The following is a 19,694-nucleotide window of genomic DNA, read 5'->3' on the forward strand; positions in this document are numbered from 1 at the left end:
CCCTGCTCTCCCTTCCTCACCCCATGCCCAAAACCGCCGACTTCCTCGCCCACCTCAATCCGTCCCAGCGCCGTGCCGTCGAGCATTACTGTGGGCCGCTGCTGGTGGTGGCGGGCGCTGGCTCTGGCAAAACGCGGGCGCTGACCTACCGCATCGCCAACCTGGTGCTGACCCATCGGGTAGACCCGGAAAATATTCTGGCGGTGACGTTTACCAACAAAGCCGCCCGCGAAATGAAGGAGCGGATTGAAAAGCTGTTTGCTGAGCGCGAGGCTCAGAGCAAGCACGGTAAGCCGCTGGAGGCACTGCCCGAACATGAGCAAACGCGGCTGAAATCTTTTGTTTATAAAACGATTACTAAAGACCTGTGGATCGGCACGTTTCATGCACTCTGTGCCCGCATTTTGCGATTTGACATTGAAAAGTTTCAGCATCCCGGCGGCTATTCCTGGAACCGCAATTTTTCCATCTTTGACGAATCCGACGCGCAGGCATTGGTGAAGGATATTGTCATCAATCAGCTCAATCTGGATGACAAGAAATTTGACCCGCGCTCTGTCCGTTACGCCATTAGCAATGCCAAAAACCAGGGCTGGTCGCCCGCTGACCTAGAACGGGAACAGCCCAACTTTCGCGGCCGCACGATCGCCAATGTGTATGCAGAATATCAAAAAGCACTCGCGGCAAACAACGCGCTTGACTTCGACGATTTGATCCTGATTCCCGTGCAGTTATTCCGCCAAAATGAACAGGTTTTGGCATACTGGCACAAACGCTTCCGACACATCCTGGTGGATGAGTATCAGGATACGAACCGCACGCAGTATGACCTGATTCGGTTATTGGTGACGAACGGCGAAGAGACGGAAAATTTCAAAGACTGGGAATACCGTTCTGTATTTGTTGTCGGTGATGCAGACCAATGCTTGCCGCCAGGAACCCGAGTGTTAACCCCAGATGGCTTGGTTGCGGTTGAACACTTGAAACTAGGAGACACCGTCCTAGCAACTGGGGGACAGACAGATCTCTGTCCTGGAGTCATCACTCACATTCATAAAAGCCAGTTTCAGGGCAGCTTGTGGTGTATCGAGGCGGGCGGTCAGGTGCTAAAGGGAACACCCCATCACATTTTGTTGGGGCGGGCAGTGCCGCTTGACGATCGGTACTACGTGTACCTGATGTATCGGGCAGACCGGGGATACCGGATCGGCATTACGACTGGACGACGACAGAATGATTATGGTCGGGAGGAAATTGGTTTTAAGGTGCGCGTGGCGCAAGAAGGTGCTGATAAGCTCTGGGTTCTGAAGGCAACCGATAGCTATGAAGAAGCAGTGTACTATGAGGCGTATTTTGCGGCTCAGTACGGCTTGCCAACGATGGTATTTCACAGTGTTGGCCGCAAGCTCAGAATTTCAGATGACCTAATTTTCAAGCTGTTTCAGGAAATCGACACGATTGGCAATGCTCATCGGTTGATGCAAGACCTTTGGCTGCATCCCGAGTTTCCGCACTATCGCCCGCAAAACGGGTTGCGGCGACAAACCCTGAACCTGACGATGTTTGGGAATGTAAGAAATGAGCGATCGCCCATCAAATCTGACCATCGTCTCCAGTGGTCGTCTAATCGGCTGGACATTGCCGAACATTTAACCGCAGCAGGAGTACCAATTCGGGCAGGAAAGTTGCCCGGAACCTATCGATTTGAGACGGCGCGGGCCTCTTATCGAGAAGCAGTAGCTCTAGCGAAGTCGGTGGCAGCGGCAGGACAACTTGAGGTTCGTCGCCGGGCCCAAATTTCAGGGCAAATCTATGACTTCATGCCGCTGTCGCATTTACACGTCGGCATGAGGGTGCTGCTGGAAGTAGACGGGAAACTAGAGGATGTGCCCGTGAGCCGAGTTTGGCAGGAGGACTATAGCGGTGTGGTGTATGACCTGGAGATTGATCAGCGTCATAACTATGTTGCGAATGGGGTTCTGGTTCACAACTCGATTTACTCGTTCCGGGCGGCGGATTTTCGGATTTTGCTGGAGTTTCAGGACGACTTTGGCGACGGACTGCCGGATGACGACACGCGGACGATGGTAAAGCTAGAGGAAAACTATCGCTCGACGGCGAACATTCTGGAAGCAGCTAATGAGCTAATTGAAAACAACACCGAGCGGATTGACAAGGTGCTGCGGGCGACGCGGGGTGCGGGCGAGTCGATTTTTCTGTTTCGGGCGGAAGATGAAACCGACGAGGCGCGATTCGTGATCGACCAGATTCGCCAGTTGGAGCAAAATAACCCGGAGTTGCACTGGGGCAGCTTTGCAATTCTCTACCGCACGAACGCGCAGTCGCGGGCGTTTGAGGAATTTTTGGGGCGCTACGGCATTCCCTACAACATCGTCGGCGGGCTGCGGTTCTATGACCGCAAGGAAATCAAGGACGTGCTGGGGTACTTGAGGGCGATCGCCAATCCGCAAGACACCGTGAGCCTCAAGCGCGTCATCAACACGCCCCGGCGCGGCATCGGCAAGACCACGATCGATCGGCTGGAAGCGGCCGCCCGCGACCTCGATCGCACGCTCTGGGAAGTGCTGACGGATGAAACCCTGGTCAGCACGCTGGCGGGGCGCTCTGCCAAGGCGGTCAGCAGTTTTGCCAACATCATCCAGACCTGGCAAGCGAAGCTAGAAGACACGCCGCCTGCGGAAATTGTGCAGGGCGTGCTGGAGGATTCGGGCTATGTGGCAGACCTGAAGGCGCAGGGCACGGACGAAGCGGACGATCGCCTGCAAAACGTGCAGGAACTCTATAACGCGGTGCTGCAATTTGAGGAAGAGAACGAAGGGGCGACGCTGCTGATGTTTTTGGCCAATGCCTCCCTCGCCTCTGACCTAGACAACACCAAGGAAGACCAGCGCCAGGTGTCGCTGATGACGCTGCATTCGTCCAAGGGTCTGGAGTTTCCCGTGGTGTTTCTCGTTGGCGTAGAGCAAGGTCTGTTCCCCAACTTCCGCTCGATGGAAGACCCCGCCTCGCTGGAGGAAGAGCGCCGCCTCTGCTATGTCGGCATTACTCGCGCCAAGGAGCGTTTGTTCATCAGCTATGCCCGCGAGCGGCGACTGTATGGCACGCGGGAACCCGCCGCACCGTCGCTGTTTTTGGCAGAACTGCCCAAAGAACTGCTGCTGACCAGCGCGGTGGGCGCATTGCCCAAAAAAATGGCGACTCCCATCCGCGAGGTGAAGGCAAAGCGGGCCCAAGAAAGCTTGCCCAACACCCATGCAGACGATTGGAAAGTGGGCGATCGCGTCGTTCACAAGGCCTACGGCGCGGGCCAAGTGACTCACATCTTCGGCGCAGGCAACAAGATTTGCCTTGCCATCAAGTTCCCCGGTCAGGGGCAGAAGATCATTGACCCGAAGATCACAACCTTGCAGCGAGTTATTTAATCCCTTTATCTGATTACCGAATCCCTCGACCTGCTAAACCCTAAACCTGCACCATATCGGCATAGCCCATCAGCAGTTCCTCGCGGCTGAGGCTGTCGGTGGGGTCTTGGGGAGTCCACAGCAGTTCGTAGATGGCGAGATATTCGGGCGGAATGGCCCCCAGGCGGCGCAGGGCAAGCTTCAGTTCCTCGACCGTGTGGATGGGGCCGAACAGGGGGCGATCGTCCTCTGTGCCGACGATTAGCGTGACCACGATGTAGGCGGCGGGGTCGTCGTTGGGGTTAAGGTCAAGCGGCTGTCGGCGAATTTTGCCGCCCACGTTCACCAGGGTTTCGGAGGTGAATTTGCCCCGTTCTTCGATGGACCACTGCTCAAACAGGCGGGCGGCTTCCTCACGGCTGGAAACGGTCTTGGATAGGGCGCGGGCGTGGGTCCAGTTTTCGGGCGATCGCAACAGCACCAGCACCGTTTCTCGCAGCGCCTCCGACAGCCCTGCCTTCGTGTCTGTGTTGATGCCCGCCACCAACTGATTCAACCGCTCCTGGATGTATCGCGCCTGTGACAACAGCGCCACCTGGAGCAGCGTCACCGTCACGATGTCGTTCTCCAGTTCGCCACGCCCCGGACGAGCCGCCGGAATGCGCGATCGCCCCGTGCGCTGCATGGCCGACATCACTGTCGAAAAAATCATCAGCCCCGCAGGCAGCAGGAAAAACAGCAAAAACAGCCCGCCCCCGCCCCCGCCGCCAACGGGCGTGACATAGCCGCCGCCGGGGGCAACGATCACGGGTGGCCGATTGGACGGAATGTAGATGGGGCCGGGCGGCGGATAGTAGCGTCCTGGCACCGGGAAATAGTCGGGCGAGGTGTAGCCGCCGCCGTAGCCCCCAGAATAGCCACCACCGGAATAGCCGCCGCCGGAATACCCCCCACCAGAATAGCCGCCGCCAGACGAGCCGCCGCCCGATGGACGGTTGAATGTGCCGCCGCGATAGCGACCGCCCGAAGCCGCCTCCGCGCGTCGAGCAAAGCCCTGCCGCAGGGGATTGCCCGTTAGAAATTCTCGCCCGCTTAGCCCGCCTGTCCTGTCTATGCTTAGGCCATTGACCAGCGCCAGCGCCAGCAGCGTCGTTGCGCCAAGTTGAACCGTCTGGCGAATCTTGCGAAACCGGGCCATGTGTTTAGCCATGATGTTTGTCTTCAGCGAATTCTTGGCCGCGTCTAGCCGAGGGGAGTCAGTGAAGCGCGGAGCCTGGGATGTCTCGCATAATCCTATGAGCCAGAGAGAACGTCAAGTAATCTCAACTAATGTCAATTCTGGATTTTAGATTGGCGATTTTAGATTACCAGCCAAAGCGTCTGGAAGGCTTGCAGCGATTTTATCCGCAGCGCTTTTGGGAAGAATGAAGGCAAGTGACGACGGGCGGTGTTGAGCAAAATTCTCTACTCATGCCGCCTGCTTCTGTAGAACCGGCAGAATCGGCCGCCAATTCGTCATAGGTCTCGTAATCTGATAAGTATGAACTGATAAGAGGATAGATTTTACGCGGTTATGCAGCATTTTCTTGCGGGGTGAGGCACATGCTGCCCTCACGAGGCAAGGGCTTATTGACCATCCGTGTGCCTCACTAGCTTCAAAAACGCTGTATTGCGGCTGAGTGCCCTACCCAAACGCCTATGTCTCAAAAAAATGAAACGCTTCCGCTGATTTTGTCGCTGCTGGTGACTGCACTGCTGCTGGGTGCTGGAATCTGGTGGTTTGGCAGAAATCTGGGTTCTGGTGGCGTGGGTGTCGGGCAGGGTGGTTCTCCTTCCGTCAGCAGCCCTAGTCAGGGGAGTGGGGTTGGGCGCGTGGGCGATCGCCTCAGCACCGGGGCACAACTTCTGTTTCCCGAAGGTGCCTCCCCTCAGAAGCAGGCGGCCGTGCAAGCCCTGGCCAATCGAGACTATCAGGGGGCGATCGCCAACCTGGAAGCCTCCCTCCAGGCAAACCGAAACGACCCAGAAGCGCTGATTTATCTAAACAACGCCCGCATCGGGGAGCAAAATTCCTACACCATTGCCGTCGCTGTGCCCACCGCTGCCTCTGCAAATTCGGCATTGGAAATCTTGCGGGGCGTGGCCCAGGCTCAGGATGAGGTGAATCGGGCAGGCGGCATCGACGGTGTGCCTGTGAAAGTGATGATTGTCAACGACGACAACAGTCCCGACGTGACTCCGCAGGTGGCGGATGCGCTGGTCAAAGATCGCTCGGTGCTGGGCGTGATCGGGCACTTTGGCAGTGATGCCACGCTGGCGGCCGCCCCGGTTTATGAAGCTGGCCGACTGGTGATGATCTCGCCCACTAGCACGTCGGTTCAGCTTTCGGGCGCTGGGCAGTATATCTTTCGCACCGTGCCGAGCGATCGCTTTACGGCGGCTGCTTTGTCTCGATATATGCTGGAGCGGCTGCGCGTTCAGCAGGCTGCGGTTTTCTACAATTCCCAAAGCGCCTACAGCACGTCCCTCAAAAACGAATTCACCACGGCGGTCTTTAGTGATGGCGGGCAGGTGATCGGCGAATTTGACCTGTCGGCGGCGGGGTTCGATTCGGTGGCTTCGTTTGACCAGGCTGCCCAGCAGGGTGCAGAAGTGCTGGTGCTGGCGGCCAACACGGCGACGCTTGACCCAGCGCTGCAAGTCGTGGCCATCAATCGACGGCGGCTGCCGATTTTGGGGGGTGATAGCCTTTACAATCCCCGCGTATTGCAGGTCGGCGGCGAGTCGGCGGTGGGCATGGTGGTCGCCGTGCCGTGGATCTTGCTGGCAGACCCCAATGCGCCCTTTGTGCGCTCCTCCCGGCAATATTGGGGGGGCGACGTGAACTGGCGCACCGCCATGGCCTACGATGCGGCGATCGCCCTGCTAAATGCCATCTCCATTGCCGGAAGCAACCGTGCCGCCATTGCCGAAGCCCTACGCTCCAACAACGAAACCATTGAAGGGGCGACGGGTGTGGTGCGATTCCTGCCATCGGGCGATCGCAACCAAGCCATGCAACTGGTAGAAATCGTCCCCAGTCAGTCCCAGTTTGGATATAGCTTCTATCCTATCTCTCAGCCATGAGAGGGTTTGTTTCGTTCTTCGTTCTTCCCTCTTCGTTCTTCGTTCTTCCCTCTCCTCTCCCCTTTGCCCCCTCCATCACTCCTCTACCACCGTCGTATCTGGAGCCTTGCTGGGCGAAATTAGATCAATGCGAATCAGGGCTTCCATGACATCGCGGGCAATCGGCGCGGCAACGGTAGAGCCGTAGGCATTGTCCCCTTGGGGTTCGTCGATGACCACCAGCACCGCATAGCGGGGAGCCTCAACCGGAAACAGGCTGACGAAGCTGGTAATGCGGGCAACGTTGTCGTAGCCGCCCGTGGCGCTGGCTTTTTGAGCTGTCCCCGTTTTGCCAGCAATGCGATAGCCAGGAATCTGCGCGGGCGTGCCTGTGCCTTCTTCGACAGCCTTTTCCATCATGTCCAGCACCGCTTGCGCCGTTTCACGCGAGAAAACCTGCTTGGGCGGCGCGTATTGGGGCTGCCAGTGGGGTTTGCCGCTGCTGTCAAACAGCCCTTCGACGACGTGGGGGGTGACCAGGAAACCGCCGTTGGCGATCGCCCCTTGCAGCCGCAGTAGTTGCACCGGAGTTAGGCTAAAGCCTTGCCCAAAAGCAGTCACCGCCACCTCCACCGGATCGCCCAGGAACTGATCCCGTTTTTTCAACTGGCCGGCTGTTTCAAACGGCAGATCGATCCCTGTGGGCTTGGCCAGTTCGATCTTTGCCAGCCAGTCGTAATAAACCTCCGGCTTCAGCGTTTGCATGATTCGCACCATGCCGACGTTGCTGGAGTGGGCGACGATTTCCCCGACGGTTTGGGAACCCCGCGCCGCGCCGTCGCTGTTCTGAATTGGCCAGGGGCCGATGTAGATCCGCCCTTCATCATAAAAGCTGTCGTTGGGGCGGACGGTGCCGGCTTCTAGGGCGATCGCCACGTTAATCGGCTTAAAGGTCGATCCCGGTTCGTAGGGGTCAGTCAGCAGCCAGTTGCGGAGCTGATCCATCTGGTAGGTGTAATACTGATTGGGGTCGAAGGATGGCTCCGTCGCCATCACCCGCAGCGCCCCCGTTTGCACCTCCATCACCAGCACTGCGCCCCGCTTTGCGCCAAATTCGGTCATTTTTTGCTTGAGGGCTGTGCGGGCTGCCTGCTGAAGCCGCCGATCCACCGTCAGTTGCAGCCGCAGATCGTCTTGCTTTAGCACATAGCTGGGAATTTCGCCGGGTTTTACGAGATCCTTTCCGCCGCGCAAAAAGCGGGCCACCTGGTTTGACCGCTCTAGGGCTGCCCGCTGGGTATACTCCACGCCTGCCTGCGCTTCTCGATCCAGGTTGACGTAGCCCACCACTTCCGCCAGCAGGTCTTGCTGTGGGTAGAAGCGCTGCTGGCGGGGAAGCAGTTCCAGCCCGTCCAGCCGCAGGGCCCGAATTCGGTCGGCGGCATCTTCCGATAGACCAAAACTAATTTCAATGCCACTTTCCTGCTGATCAAACAGATTGGCAAGTTCCACAGAGGGTTGGTTGAGGATGGGGGCGATCGCCTCGGCCACCTCATCCTTGGACTTTTTGAACAGCTTGGGATGGGCGTAGAGCATATAAACCAGCCGATCCACCGCCAGCGACGTGCCCTGGCGATCAACAATTGGACGGCGCGGCAGAATCGGCTGTAGCCTCACCGTCTGCTGAGCCTGGGCGCGGCTGGATAGCACCTCTGCCTGGAGCACCTGCAAGCGAAACAGGTTTGCCGTCAGCCCCACTGCGCCAAGGGTCAACACGCCCCACACCACCAGCATCCGCGCTGCCGAGGGGTGGCTGGCAGGATCGACCCGACGCAGACGCACAGGCTTCAAGGCTGGTTGGGCCGCCGACCGAGGGGATGTCCGTCGCTGCTCAACTTGGGGGGGCGATCCCGACCGATCTAACGGGGGTTGGGGAAACCGAGCAGACCGTCTGGGCGGGTTCGCTGGATTAGGGTTTCTCTGCCAGAGCGATCGCCCTTGGGACGTGCCCCTTTGTGACACGCCCCTTAAGGATGCACCCCCCAGTGACGCACGCTGCAACGGTTGCCGAGGCGATACGACCGAACGTGCCGTCCGCCGGGCCGCAGACCGAGTTGCCCCTTGTCCGGGCGATTCGCGAAGCGATCCCTGCGGGAATCGCCCCTCGCCCAGATCATGGAGAACCTGCCAGGCTGCGTTCAGCGATCGCCCCCACTGTCGCAGCAGGCGGCGGACAGAGACGGCAGGAGAACGACGGGGCAGGTTGGTAGCTGGTCGTCCCGTCGTCTTTGCAGGTTTATTTGCAGGACTAAAAGAACGCTTGCCAGCCGCACGCTGGGATCGTCGAAGACCAGAGGGTGGGGGAACCGATTGGGTCATGACAATGCCAAAAAATACTGAGCCAAAAAATACTGAGCCAAAAATACTGACAAAACACTGAAAATAAAAATGCCTTGTTGGGATGAGAAGCCAGATTGCGTCAGCCTGAGTCTGTCCAGCGATCCCGCGCTAGCCCAAGTCGCTTTAGCTAATAGGCAGCTAATAGGCCATTGGCACTTGTGCGGGCGGGGGCGCAGCAGGCTCCAAGGCGGGGCTTTGGATTAGACTTTGGATTGGGCTTTGGGCAGGAGCGGGCGACGGTGCAGGCAGAAAAATCGCGCTTTCGGGCGTAGGTAAGACTAACCCAGAGTCGGGGCGCTCGGCCTGGTTTGCGAGATGCTGCCGCAGGGTTTCGCTAGCTGCCGTTAGCTGGCGTTCTTGTCGCTCTAGCGCTTGCATCCGGTCAAATTCGCCGCGCCAGAGATGCTGGATATAGACCGTCCAGCCGTACATTGCGAAACTCAGCGTCACCAGCCCTGTGGTAATCACTGTCGAGGTCCGCTGCGTCCGCAACAACTGATTGAGCCAGCGCGGTTTTCGAGCCACCGGAATGGACTGAACCACTGGGCGATCGCCCTGTTGCCGAGTAGACCGAGCCAGCCGCCGCCCAGTTTGTTTCATCTTCGGCGGCGGACTGAAGGAAGCTGGTTGGAGTGTCGCCCCAGATCTTGGTGACGCAATCAACTCCACCGACGGCGATTTTCGGACAGGACGCGAAGACAGCGGAGCCAGTTCTCCCCGCTGAGGAAATGGGGCAAGTTTGCCACCACCATTCGCCGACGCTGCGTCAAACCGCCTGGGAATGGGACGATGGGCCGTTCGAGTAGACACGGGAGGGCGGCGGCTTCTGGCAGTAGGACGGGGTGCAGCGGTCATAATTCAAGTACAGGCGATCCAAGCGCGGCGTTGTTCCAATCATAGTGGAATAATTCGGGAGCGGAACAAGCCCCACTCAAGAAAATCTCCCTGCATCTCTCTAAAAATTCCGTTCCAAAAATCGCGATTTTGAGCTAGGGCTCCAAGTTTTGCCTTTGAGTTGTTACAAAGTTCGACGCGACATTCATCAATCTTGCTAAGAGTTGCTATACCTAAGACATGGTGTGTGGAACTGCTTAGCAGCACACTCGGAGACAGTCGTCTTTTTCCCGTTACCTTTGCTCCGTTGCCTCTAATCTTCAGATCTTGAAAGCCTACGGATTGTAAGGTTGCTTGTCTCTGTCGTCTGTCTCCTCGCTGCACTCATCAGTCAGAGTCTGACAAAGGTTTTTGACAAGAATCTAACAAAAAGGACTCACGCACTTGCAATCGGCTTTGAGGGTCGTTTGAAGGGTTGCTTACTGATTGCTCACGGGCTGTGCCTGCCAGAAATCCTTCGGCGTCAGGTCTACCAAACCTAAAATCTGAATAGACCTGAGCTTTTGCTCCAAGTTGTTTGGAACCTGTATAGGTTTGGAATTCAGCCTTTTTGTATTTTTTCTTAACCCCATTTGGCTCACCCCAACTGAACAAATCATTGATGTTTGGACTGGATTTGGATCGGGTTCAAGCAGTGGTTTGCTTGCTGTCTTGACCTGCTCAAGTGCTTGCAGCGTTGGGCTAGAACAGGCAACCAGCCGGACTTCTCTAGTGAATTTTGATTCAGCAGTTTGCTCCTCTTTAGAAATTGCCTTTTTGAAAACACCGTTTTTTTATTTGCTTGCTCACCATGAACCAGCCGCCTGTCCAGCTTGACCCAATCGACAGCCCCTTTCCCGTTCCCTGGAACTGGGTGCTGACGACCCAAACTGAAGCGCCAGCCGCTAGCCTGCACACCTATCGCACATCGGCGCTGCTGTCGCCGGATGGTCATTACATTGCCTATAGCCGATTGCAAATGCAGGTCGGCACTGACATCAGCCGCAGCCGGGTCAGCAGTGCGCTGTTTGTGGAAAATTTGCAGACCCGCGAGCTGCGAACCGTGTCGCCGACTTCGCCTCTGTCGAATAATCCCTTTGCTGCACAGGGTGAGTCGGATCTGGCGGGCAGTATTGCGATCGCCATTCCAATTGCCTGGTCAGAAACGGGCGATCGCCTTCTGTGTCGAGAGTTTGAATCGCGCTTTGCCGCCAGCCATGCATCGGACTATGCCGTGGTGTGGGAGCAGTTTTCGGGCAATGTCTACACGCTTGCGCCCAGCTTTGTGAACTATACCAATGCGGTGCTGCTGGGCTGGAGTCAGCAGTATCCTGATCGGGCGCTGTTTCGCTGCTGCAATCTTGGCGATCCCGAAGTTCACTATTGCACGGTCGATCTGCGGGGACAAACGCACACTGCGACCGAAGACCAACCCTTAACCTTCGGGCTGATCAAGACGCATCTCTGGTCGGGGCCTCAGGCTAGCTCACGGGCCAGCTAGCACACGACCACGTTTGATTCAAGAAGCCTCGCGATCGCCCTGAGCGACAGCATCTCTGACAGGAACGCTGAGCGTAGGTGGAGACAGCGCAGGCAAAATGGGCGAAGCAGCGGTGATCCACTGATAGGCATGGTTGAGGTGATAGAGCGTGCCGCAGAGCAAAAGGCGATCGCCTGCCTGAATTTCGATGGAGCCGTCGGGAAAGCGGATGAACTGTCCCTCTCGGCGCACCGCCTGCACCTGCACGGCGTAGGTCTGCGTCAAGTCCAAGTCGCCCAGGGTTTGCCCCGCCAGCGGACTGGCATCAGGTACAGCAACCCACTGGCAGGAGAGGTCTTTGGCGGGCACGGGCACTTCCCCAGTGGCCAGATCCTTGAAGGTGGCAATTTCTGACGCGTCGCCCACCAGCAGCAGGCGATCGCCTGAGTGCAGCACCGTCTGCGTGTCGGGATAGTCGATGCGATCGCCCTCTCGCCGCTGAATCGCCATCAGGCTCACGCCCGCAATCCGCCGCAGGTCTGCCTCTTCGAGCGTCATACCCGTCAGCGGCGACTGGTCGGGCAGGGCATACCATTTGCTGTTCATATCCTGTGTAGCAGCCTGGAGATCGCGAGATACGTCTTTGGAATCTTGCTGAGGACGCAGTTCCCGATAGTGGCTATTGCGAATTTCGGCGACTTCTTGCAGTACCTCGGTCATCGATCGCCCGGTGCCGATGAGCAAATGAGCCGACAACTCTAGGCTGGCCTCAAACTCTGGCTGCACCACCTCTCGTGCTCCAAGTTGATACAGCAGTTCGATGTCTTTGTCTTGGGCGGCGCGAACCACCACGTCCAAATCGGGCGCTAGTTCGAGCGATCGCTTCAAGCACAGGCGCGTACTCATGGCATCCGGCAGGGCGATCGCCATCCCCCGCGCCTGCTCTACGCCCGCTGCCGTCATCACATGCACACTGGCCGCGTTGCCGTAAACATAGGGAATCTGCTCCTCCCGCAATTTCTGAATCTGCTGCTCCGACTGGTCAATCACCACCACAGGATAGTTGTTCTCCCGCAGCAGGCGGACGATGGTGCGACCCACCCGCCCATAGCCACAGACCACGACGTGATCTTTTTGCGGCAGCGCCTCTGAAACCTCTTGCGGGCCTTCGCCGCCCTCCAGCCAGTTGCGAAGCGCCGGAACCGACTCTGCCCAGGCAAACACTTTGGGCACCAGCCGCAGCACAAACGGCGTAAACACCAGCGTGACCGCGGTCGTGCCCAAAATCAGCAGATATACCCGGCGCGACACCAGCCCCAGCACTTGCCCTTTACTGGCCAGCACGAAGGAAAATTCGCCAATTTGCGCCAGTCCCAGTCCTGTGATCAGCGCCGTCTTCAATGGATAGCGAAAAGCGCGAACCAGCGGCGCAATGATTAAAAACTTGCCCACAAAGACCAGCGCCACTAGCCCCAAAATTAGCTCCAGGTTCTCCCAAATGAAGCGGGGATCGATCAACATGCCCACGGCTGCAAAAAACAGCGTGGCGAAAATATCTCGAATTGGCTCTACGTAGGTGAGGGTCTGGTCGGCGTATTCCACTTCGGAGATCATCAGACCCGCGATAAACGCGCCCATCTCAATCGACAGACCCAGATACTCCGTCAGCAGGGCAATGCCCAAGCACAGCGCCACCACGCCCAGCAGAAACAGTTCGCGGCTCTCGGTGCGGGCTAGCAGGCGCAGCAGCGGTGGAATCAGCCAGATTCCAGCGGCGATCGCCCCGCCCGCAATCATCGCGGTCTTCAGCAGTGCCACGCCCACCGCCGCGCCAATTTCGCCCGACGGAGCCTCCAGCGCAGGCAGCACCGCCAGCATCAGCCCCAGAGCCAAATCCTGCACCACCAAAATGCCCAGCATGACGCGCCCATGCAGGGTTTCGGTTTCGTTGCGCTCCATCAGGCACTTTAGGACTACTGCCGTAGAAGACAGCGACAGAATTGAGCCAAGGAAAACGCCCTGCGTCGGCGACGTGACCCAGCCAATGCCAACCGACACCAGCGCCGTAATGCCAATCGTAGACAGGATTTGCAGCGCCCCGCCGCCTAGGCTAATGGCCTGCACCTTTCGCAGTTCGTTCAGTGAAAACTCGACCCCCAGCGCAAACAGCAAAAACGCCGCGCCAAACTGGGCCAGCGTTTCTACCTGAACTAGCTCTTTGACCAAGCCCAGCCCCGCCGGCCCGACGATTGCCCCACCCAGCAGGTATCCCAGCAGCACGGGCTGTCGCAGCAGCGCCGCCAGCAGACCGCCCCCGGCCGCCGCCGCCAGCACCACAACCAAATCTACGATAAGACGAAAATCCTCTTGCACAGGTTGAAGGGTTCCTCGCGTGTTCGCGTGTTTCTGAGTCCTTACCCAATACTCAGAAAAATAAAAAAACTTAATCTTCTTTCACTTTAAGGCAATCTCCGATTTCGCGGAACGGCGATCGCCCAATGCCCGCAGATTCCTAACGCAGATTTCTAACAGCGCTTTAGATACAGCCTTTTGGCGTGGCTTCTAACGCTCTGGGATCAGCCGGACGCAATCCTTTTTGGACCTTTTTGGACTCAGACTTAGACTTGGACGGGCAATCGATGGTAACCTTCTGGGCAACCACTGTCGAGTTTTAGCGCCTTGCCATGACTCCTCTTTTCAAAGTCCGGTCGCTTTCGGTAACCGCAGCTTTTCGCAAGCTCCATCAGGGTCATCAAATGCTCCTGGGGGCTGGGCTAGGGGCGATCGCCCTGCTAACCATCCTGATCATGCCTGCCCAGGCAACCGATTTGCAAATCTCGCCGACCAATCCCCGCCTGGGAGACACAATCGCCGTCTTGCTGCGGCCCACGGCTTCTAGCGAAGCCACACCCACCGTCACAATGGACGGCACGGCCTATCCCGTGTTTCCGCTCAGTGGCAACCGCTATCGGGCGCTGCTGCCCACCACGCCGCTCGATCGGCCAGGGCGCAAGATGATCCAGGTGTCAGGCATGGGAGAACCGCGAAATGTGGCGGTAACGTTACGCGATCGCTCGTTTCCCGTGCAGCGGATTCGGGTGCGGGGCGGTGGCTCTGGTGGCACCGAGTACGAGTTTTCTCGCGTCGATGCGCTGAAGCAAATCGTATCGCCGGAAAAGTACTGGCGTGGTGCATTTGCGCGTCCCGCTAGTGGACGGGTGAGTTCAGAATATGGCGTGCGGCGCTACTATAACGGCGTGTTTGCCGAGAACTACTATCATCGCGGCGTAGACTATGCAGGTGGACAGGGTTCACCCGTCGTGGCTCCGGCAGCGGGGCGTGTGGTGCTAGTGGGGCGCGTAGAGGATGGCTTTGTGCTGCACGGCAACTCCGTTGGCATTGACCACGGCCAGGGCGTTAGCAGCATCTTCATCCACCTCAGCCGCATCGACGTGCGGGAGGGCGATTTTGTGCAGCCGGGCCAGCGAATTGGGGCGATCGGCGCAACGGGTTCTGCAACCGGGCCCAACTTGCACTGGGGGCTGTTTGTCAATGGCAAGTCCGTCGATCCGGTGCCCTGGCGCAATCAGGGGTTTGAATAGTCCTGCCGTGCAGCCTGATTTTTCACAAAATTGACCAGAAAATTGGCGAGATTGCCCTCGTTTTCTCCGGACAGGCTGCCCTAAACCCTGAAGCTATAGGTAGATGCACCCTGATTGAACCCTCCGGCTTCGGCCGGGGGTTTCTTTCTTTTTGTGGGCTTTTGGTGGACGTTTAGCTGCCAACTTGCGTATTCAACTGGCAGATTTCAAAGCAGATTCTAAGACATGAAAAAAGGCTGACCCAATGAGCCAGCCCCTACCATGTTTGATGACGTTGTCTTTTTAGCTTGGAGAAAACCCGAACTGCGCGTTCCCAATTCGTGCAGAAGGGCGTGAGAAGACAGCCAGAAACACTCCGAGCAGCCTGCCCTGAAATAAGCGATTCCAAACAGGCTATCTCAAAACAGGCACGGAATATTTTGCTTTCCTCCCTACGGGAGATTGTAACAAGAGACACAGCAATTTTGTTATAAAACTTTACGCCAATCCCTGCCTTTAGACATAACCCTACTTAATCAATGGACGAGTGAATCGGTGAGAAGCTGGTTTTAAGGGCGATCGCCCTCCCCCAAGGCGCTTCTCCAGGCTTAAACCCTGTGAGCAAAGTTTGGAGCCTTGTCCCAAACCGGGGCTGATTCAGGCACTTTTTCTGAGGCGACCCGTCCAGGGTTTGTATAGAACTGGGCCTAACAGGTGACTGAATCGATGGAATCGGTCTGGCAACGGATTGCTGGGTGATGGGCGATCGCCCCTGTTCCAGTCCCACTTCTTCTATTACCACTTCTATTACCACTTCATTCGCAGGCACATCAGGAAAGGGAGAGCCTCACATGCGTCAACAATTTAACCTCTGGCAACGATTGGCAAGCACAGCAGGTGTCGCGGTGGTGGTCGGCATGGGGGCCATGACGATGCCCAAACCCGCCGACGCGCAGACCGTGCCCAGCGGCACCCGCTTTAGCTGCCAGCTTGAAAATGGCGAGTACCAGGTGATGTATTCGCCCGCCAGCCAGCCGGGGCAACTTTATCCCTGGGCACGGCCGACGACGCTGGGCGGCGGCTGGACGGCCGATCGCCGCTGTGCCGAGATTGCGCGGAGGCTGGAATCTTATCGACCGGATGGACTGACGGAACTGAAAACTGGGACGCTGAACGGTTATAACGTCGTCTGCGCCACGACCCAGCAAGTCCCCGACTGCCGCCTGGTGCTGACGGTGCCGCCCGGACAAGACCCGATCATCGTGCGCGATCGCGTGTTTGAGAACCTGACTGTGGCCGACAGCGGTCAGCGCACCGAGGGCGTGACAACCTTCCAGGGGCGCGACGGTCGCCTGATTGAACAAATTGGCGATGTGCTGAATCTCCGCCTGCCCCGCAGCCGCAGTTCCTCTCCTGCACCCGCTAGCGGCATCAACCTGCGGCCGTTCCTCGACCCGGCAGACGGAGGCACGGGCGATCGCCTACGTTCTGCGGTTCCCGCCCGCTCAAACTCTGGCAGCTATCGGCTGAATCCAGATCTCTTTCGCTAGACCTGGATTAGGGAGCAGGGGTTGGGTTTGAACCAATAGAGCAGCGAAAGCCTGCATAATAGGCTGAAGCCTGTGTGACTCGTTGCCAGCAGGCGAACCCGTCACCCCTCTATTTCAGACCTTCCTCATGCCCGCCAAGACCCGTGGCGCGATCGCCGCCGGACATCCCAAAACCGCCGAAGCTGGAGCCGAGATGCTGCGGCTGGGGGGCAATGCGTTTGACGCAGCGGCGGCGGCGATGCTGGCATCCTGTGTCACAGAGCCAACCCTCACGTCGCTGGGCGGCGGGGGGTTTTTGCTGGCACACACGGCGGAGCGGCAAAATATTCTGTTCGATTTTTTTACCCAGACTCCGCGCCAGCGGCGACCCGTCGAGGCGGTCGAGTTTTATCCAGTGCTGGTGGATTTTGGAACGGCGGTGCAGGAGTTTCATATTGGCCTGGGGGCGATCGCCGTTCCGGGCACCGTGGCGGGTCTGTTTCAGATGCACCGTCGGCTGGGGCGACTGCCTATGTCGGTTGTGGCAGAACCCGCGCTGCACTACGCCACGGCGGGTGTGGAAATCGGCGACTTCCAGACCTACTGTTTTCGCATCTTGCGACCCATTCTGCTGGCCTGTCCAGAGATGGGGCAACTCTGCACGCGAGAGGGAGAACTGCTGCAACCGGGCGATCGCTTCTATAATCCCGACCTGGCAGAAACGATCCGGCTGCTGGTGCAGGAGGGTCCGCAGGCGTTTTATGAAGGTGACATTGCCCATGCGCTAGTAAAAGATTCCCAAACGCGGGGCGGCTATTTGTCGCTGGAGGATTTGCGCCAGTATCGCGTTATCGAGCGATCGCCCCTGATGACCCGCTATCGGGGTACCACGCTTGTCACCAATCCACCCCCCAGTTCTGGCGGCTGCCTGATTGCCTTTGCGCTGGCGCTGCTGTCTCAAGTCGAGGTTGCAGGGTACGAATTTGGCTCAGAGGCGCACCTGACGCTTTTGGCAGACGCGATGCGGCTCACCAACTTGGCCCGTGCCGATGGATACGACTCCCGGATTAACCAGCCCGATGTGGCAGAGCGCTTTCTAGCAGAGGCACACCTGCATCGCTATGCCCAGCAGCTTTTGCAGACGGCCGGGGTAAACAAATGGGGCAGCACAACCCACTTTAGCGTGATTGACAGCGAGGGCAATGCAGCCAGCGTTACTGCCTCTAACGGCGAAGGGTCGGGCTATACGATTCCGGGAACAGGCATCATGCTGAACAATATGCTGGGCGAGGCAGATCTGCATCCTGGCGGGTTCCATCAGTGGCCGCTTGATGCGCGAATTTCTTCCATGATGGCTCCGACGATGGTGCTGGCGGCGGGAATGCCAGAACTGGTGCTGGGGTCTGGAGGCTCCAACCGGATTCGCACCGCGATTTTGCAGGTGATTTCCAACGTCATCGACTTTCAGATGCCAATTGAGCAGGCTGTAAACTCACCTCGCATCCACTGGGAAGCAGACGTGATGAACCTAGAGCCGGGGTTTGAGATTCCCAAAGTCCACACTCAATTTCCCTGGAACGGCGAGATCGTGCCGTGGGAACAGCAGAATATGTTTTTTGGTGGGGTTCATGCGGTGCTGGCGACCCCGGATGGGAGGCTGACGGGTGCGGGCGATCGCCGTCGCAGCGGCTTTGTCGCGCGGGTCGAATAGAAACCTTCAGATTCCTTCAGCTTCTCAAACTTCAGCCCTTCAGAACTTAGCTTTTCAAAATCAAAAACGCCCCAGGCAGGACTCGAACCTGCGACCGACTGCTTAGAAGGCAGTTGCTCTATCCGGCTGAGCTACTGGAGCCAACGAAACCCAAAACATCACTAACAGGCTTCAGCCAGATTCAATCTTATCAGTTCCCGATCTTGCTTGGAGCCTGATCCGTTGCGGGTCGTAAATTTAGATGAATTTAGATGCAATTCAGAATCTCCAGCATCTAAACACCTGAAATATTCTCACCCTATTCGCTATCTGAATGTTTATCTGAAAGTCGAATCCTGAAAGTTTGAATCCTGAACCTCTGAAGCCCAACCCTGACTCACCCACATTTTTCGCGAGACCGTCAGGCAGCGTTAGGAAACACAGACAAGATGGGAAAACTAAACCAGCCCAACTCGAAGTCTCCGCGTTTCATCCTATCAAAATTACTATAGGCTTACTATACGATCCAACGCTTGCCGGGCCTTCCCCTGTAAGCGATCTACCGTAAACGGTCTATCTACCGTCTAAGCGTTTTGTCCAAAACCAGGTTCGTCTCAGTGCCCAGCGCTAAACGAATCCGGTATCAGGTGTACACTTAGACCAATCCAGTGTGTATCGCCCATCGAACGGCGGTTTTCCAACACCCCCGCCCTGACAGGAGTCAACCGGCCAAATCATGTTTATCTTAAAGCGGCAGGATGTTGAAATTACGAGCGTTCAACACCCCAAAAAAGATCAACAGATTCCTGTTCTGCATTACCAGGGACAGTCCTTTCGGCTGATCAGTGTGTTTAACGCGGCTCAGGAGGAAGACGCAAAGGCGTTTTGGCGGGATTTGACGGATAACCGAGGCAAAGCCTGCGTGTTGCTGGAGGAGCCGGAGCGCTACAGCGTGTGGGGCAAGGTGCGACTGGATCAGCTTGCGGCGGACAGTGGCGACCAGGTGGCAACGGATAGCACGTCTCCAGCCCTGATTCAGGCGGCGCTGCTGCTGCTCCAGGCGGTCTACATCGATATCGAAGATCTGCTGGGGGGACGGCAAGCTGGCATGTTTCAGAAAGAAATTTCCAGCGTATTTCAGCAGTGGCGGTTTCCTCAAGCCGAGTCGCCGGATGCGATTAACCAGCTTCTGACGGTCGATCCGCTGGCATCGCTCCAGGTGCCCCCCTGGCAAGAGCATCATCTGAATACGCTGCTGCTGGAGTTGCTGCGCTTGGGTAAGGAGCATTTTGGGAATACTAGCTTTACAGGGCGGGTGCTGGATGCGCTTCAGGATATGTCTGAGGGCGATCGCACGCAGTTCCTAAACTGGCTCAAGCAGTCCCCCTCTGGAAAAGACTGGCAATAGCTGGCAGGTATTCGCAAGCATTCTTCGCGATCCTTCCTCGCGATTATTCCGCGATTATTCATTGAGGGCGATCGCTCGATCAGTCAGACTCGTCGCCTTGCATTGTGGTCTAGTGCAGCTTTTTACCCTGCGGCTTCTTAATAAAGTTGCCATTGAGCGTCAAAACTGTGAAAAATTCTGTTTTAATTTGGCTATTCTCAACCCGC

14 protein-coding genes and 1 tRNA gene are annotated in these 19,694 nt (G+C 57.4%); 9 read left to right on the plus strand and 6 right to left on the minus strand.

The genetic code is table 11. From position 1 onward, the window contains the following. Positions 1–23: 23 nt before the first annotated feature. Positions 24–3,443, plus strand: a complete 3,420-nt coding sequence (locus tag IGS16_RS20265; RefSeq protein WP_297088578.1) for a UvrD-helicase domain-containing protein — start codon at positions 24–26, stop codon at positions 3,441–3,443. Between the two features lie 40 nt (positions 3,444–3,483). Here the strand turns inward: IGS16_RS20265 and IGS16_RS20270 are convergent, their stop codons facing one another. Beyond that, positions 3,484–4,632, minus strand: a complete 1,149-nt coding sequence (locus IGS16_RS20270) for a DUF1517 domain-containing protein (protein WP_297088580.1) — start codon at positions 4,630–4,632, stop codon at positions 3,484–3,486. A gap of 488 nt (positions 4,633–5,120) precedes the next feature. Between IGS16_RS20270 and IGS16_RS20275 the strand changes: the two genes are divergently transcribed. Beyond that, entirely contained in the window at positions 5,121–6,548 is a 1,428-nt protein-coding gene (locus IGS16_RS20275; protein ID WP_297088582.1) for an ABC transporter substrate-binding protein, read from the plus strand. 75 nt (positions 6,549–6,623) lie between these two features. Here the strand turns inward: IGS16_RS20275 and IGS16_RS20280 are convergent, their stop codons facing one another. Beyond that, on the minus strand, positions 6,624–8,369 hold the full coding sequence (locus IGS16_RS20280; RefSeq protein WP_297088808.1) for a penicillin-binding protein 2: 1,746 nt from the start codon (positions 8,367–8,369) through the stop codon (positions 6,624–6,626). A 203-nt stretch (positions 8,370–8,572) separates the two neighbouring features. Here IGS16_RS20280 and IGS16_RS20285 point away from each other — a divergent pair, with 203 nt between their 5' ends. Next, a complete protein-coding gene (locus IGS16_RS20285; protein WP_297088584.1) occupies positions 8,573–8,797 on the plus strand; it encodes a hypothetical protein in 225 nt (74 codons plus the stop codon). Positions 8,798–9,065: 268 nt separating this feature from the next. Here the strand turns inward: IGS16_RS20285 and IGS16_RS20290 are convergent, their stop codons facing one another. Then, positions 9,066–9,527, minus strand: coding sequence for a hypothetical protein (locus IGS16_RS20290; protein WP_297088586.1), 462 nt, complete (start codon positions 9,525–9,527; stop codon positions 9,066–9,068). Between the two features lie 50 nt (positions 9,528–9,577). Here IGS16_RS20290 and IGS16_RS20295 point away from each other — a divergent pair, with 50 nt between their 5' ends. Further along, a complete protein-coding gene (locus tag IGS16_RS20295) occupies positions 9,578–9,733 on the plus strand; it encodes a hypothetical protein (protein WP_156435618.1) in 156 nt (51 codons plus the stop codon). 878 nt (positions 9,734–10,611) lie between these two features. Then, positions 10,612–11,301: a hypothetical protein gene (locus IGS16_RS20300; RefSeq protein WP_297088589.1), complete on the plus strand. Its 690-nt coding sequence runs from the start codon at positions 10,612–10,614 to the stop codon at positions 11,299–11,301. Positions 11,302–11,319: 18 nt separating this feature from the next. Here IGS16_RS20300 and IGS16_RS20305 read toward each other — a convergent pair whose 3' ends face one another. Continuing rightward, on the minus strand, positions 11,320–13,653 hold the full coding sequence (locus IGS16_RS20305) for a cation:proton antiporter (RefSeq protein ID WP_297088591.1): 2,334 nt from the start codon (positions 13,651–13,653) through the stop codon (positions 11,320–11,322). Between the two features lie 383 nt (positions 13,654–14,036). On the opposite strand from IGS16_RS20305, the gene IGS16_RS20310 reads away from it, so the two are divergent. Next, a complete protein-coding gene (locus IGS16_RS20310) occupies positions 14,037–14,882 on the plus strand; it encodes a M23 family metallopeptidase (protein ID WP_367185840.1) in 846 nt (281 codons plus the stop codon). 511 nt (positions 14,883–15,393) lie between these two features. Here IGS16_RS20310 and IGS16_RS20315 read toward each other — a convergent pair. Further along, entirely contained in the window at positions 15,394–15,690 is a 297-nt protein-coding gene (locus tag IGS16_RS20315; RefSeq protein ID WP_297088595.1) for a hypothetical protein, read from the minus strand. 22 nt (positions 15,691–15,712) lie between these two features. Between IGS16_RS20315 and IGS16_RS20320 the strand changes: the two genes are divergently transcribed. Both IGS16_RS20320 and ggt read left to right on the plus strand, forming a co-directional pair. Further along, positions 15,713–16,411 carry a COP23 domain-containing protein gene (locus IGS16_RS20320; protein ID WP_297088597.1) on the plus strand — a complete coding sequence of 233 codons (699 nt, stop codon included), beginning with the start codon at positions 15,713–15,715 and terminating at the stop codon, positions 16,409–16,411. A gap of 127 nt (positions 16,412–16,538) precedes the next feature. After that, positions 16,539–18,101 carry a gamma-glutamyltransferase gene (gene ggt, locus IGS16_RS20325; RefSeq protein WP_297088599.1) on the plus strand — a complete coding sequence of 521 codons (1,563 nt, stop codon included), beginning with the start codon at positions 16,539–16,541 and terminating at the stop codon, positions 18,099–18,101. Positions 18,102–18,168: 67 nt separating this feature from the next. On the opposite strand, the gene IGS16_RS20330 is transcribed toward ggt, so the two are convergent. Further along, positions 18,169–18,242 (minus strand) — tRNA-Arg (locus IGS16_RS20330). Between the two features lie 574 nt (positions 18,243–18,816). Between IGS16_RS20330 and IGS16_RS20335 the strand changes: the two genes are divergently transcribed. Continuing rightward, positions 18,817–19,488, plus strand: a complete 672-nt coding sequence (locus tag IGS16_RS20335; RefSeq protein WP_297080429.1) for an Npun_F0813 family protein — start codon at positions 18,817–18,819, stop codon at positions 19,486–19,488. Positions 19,489–19,694: the final 206 nt, after the last annotated feature.

This window comes from Thermoleptolyngbya sp. C42_A2020_037 (genome assembly GCF_015272455.1).
Classification (GTDB): Bacteria; Cyanobacteriota; Cyanobacteriia; order Elainellales; family Elainellaceae; genus Thermoleptolyngbya.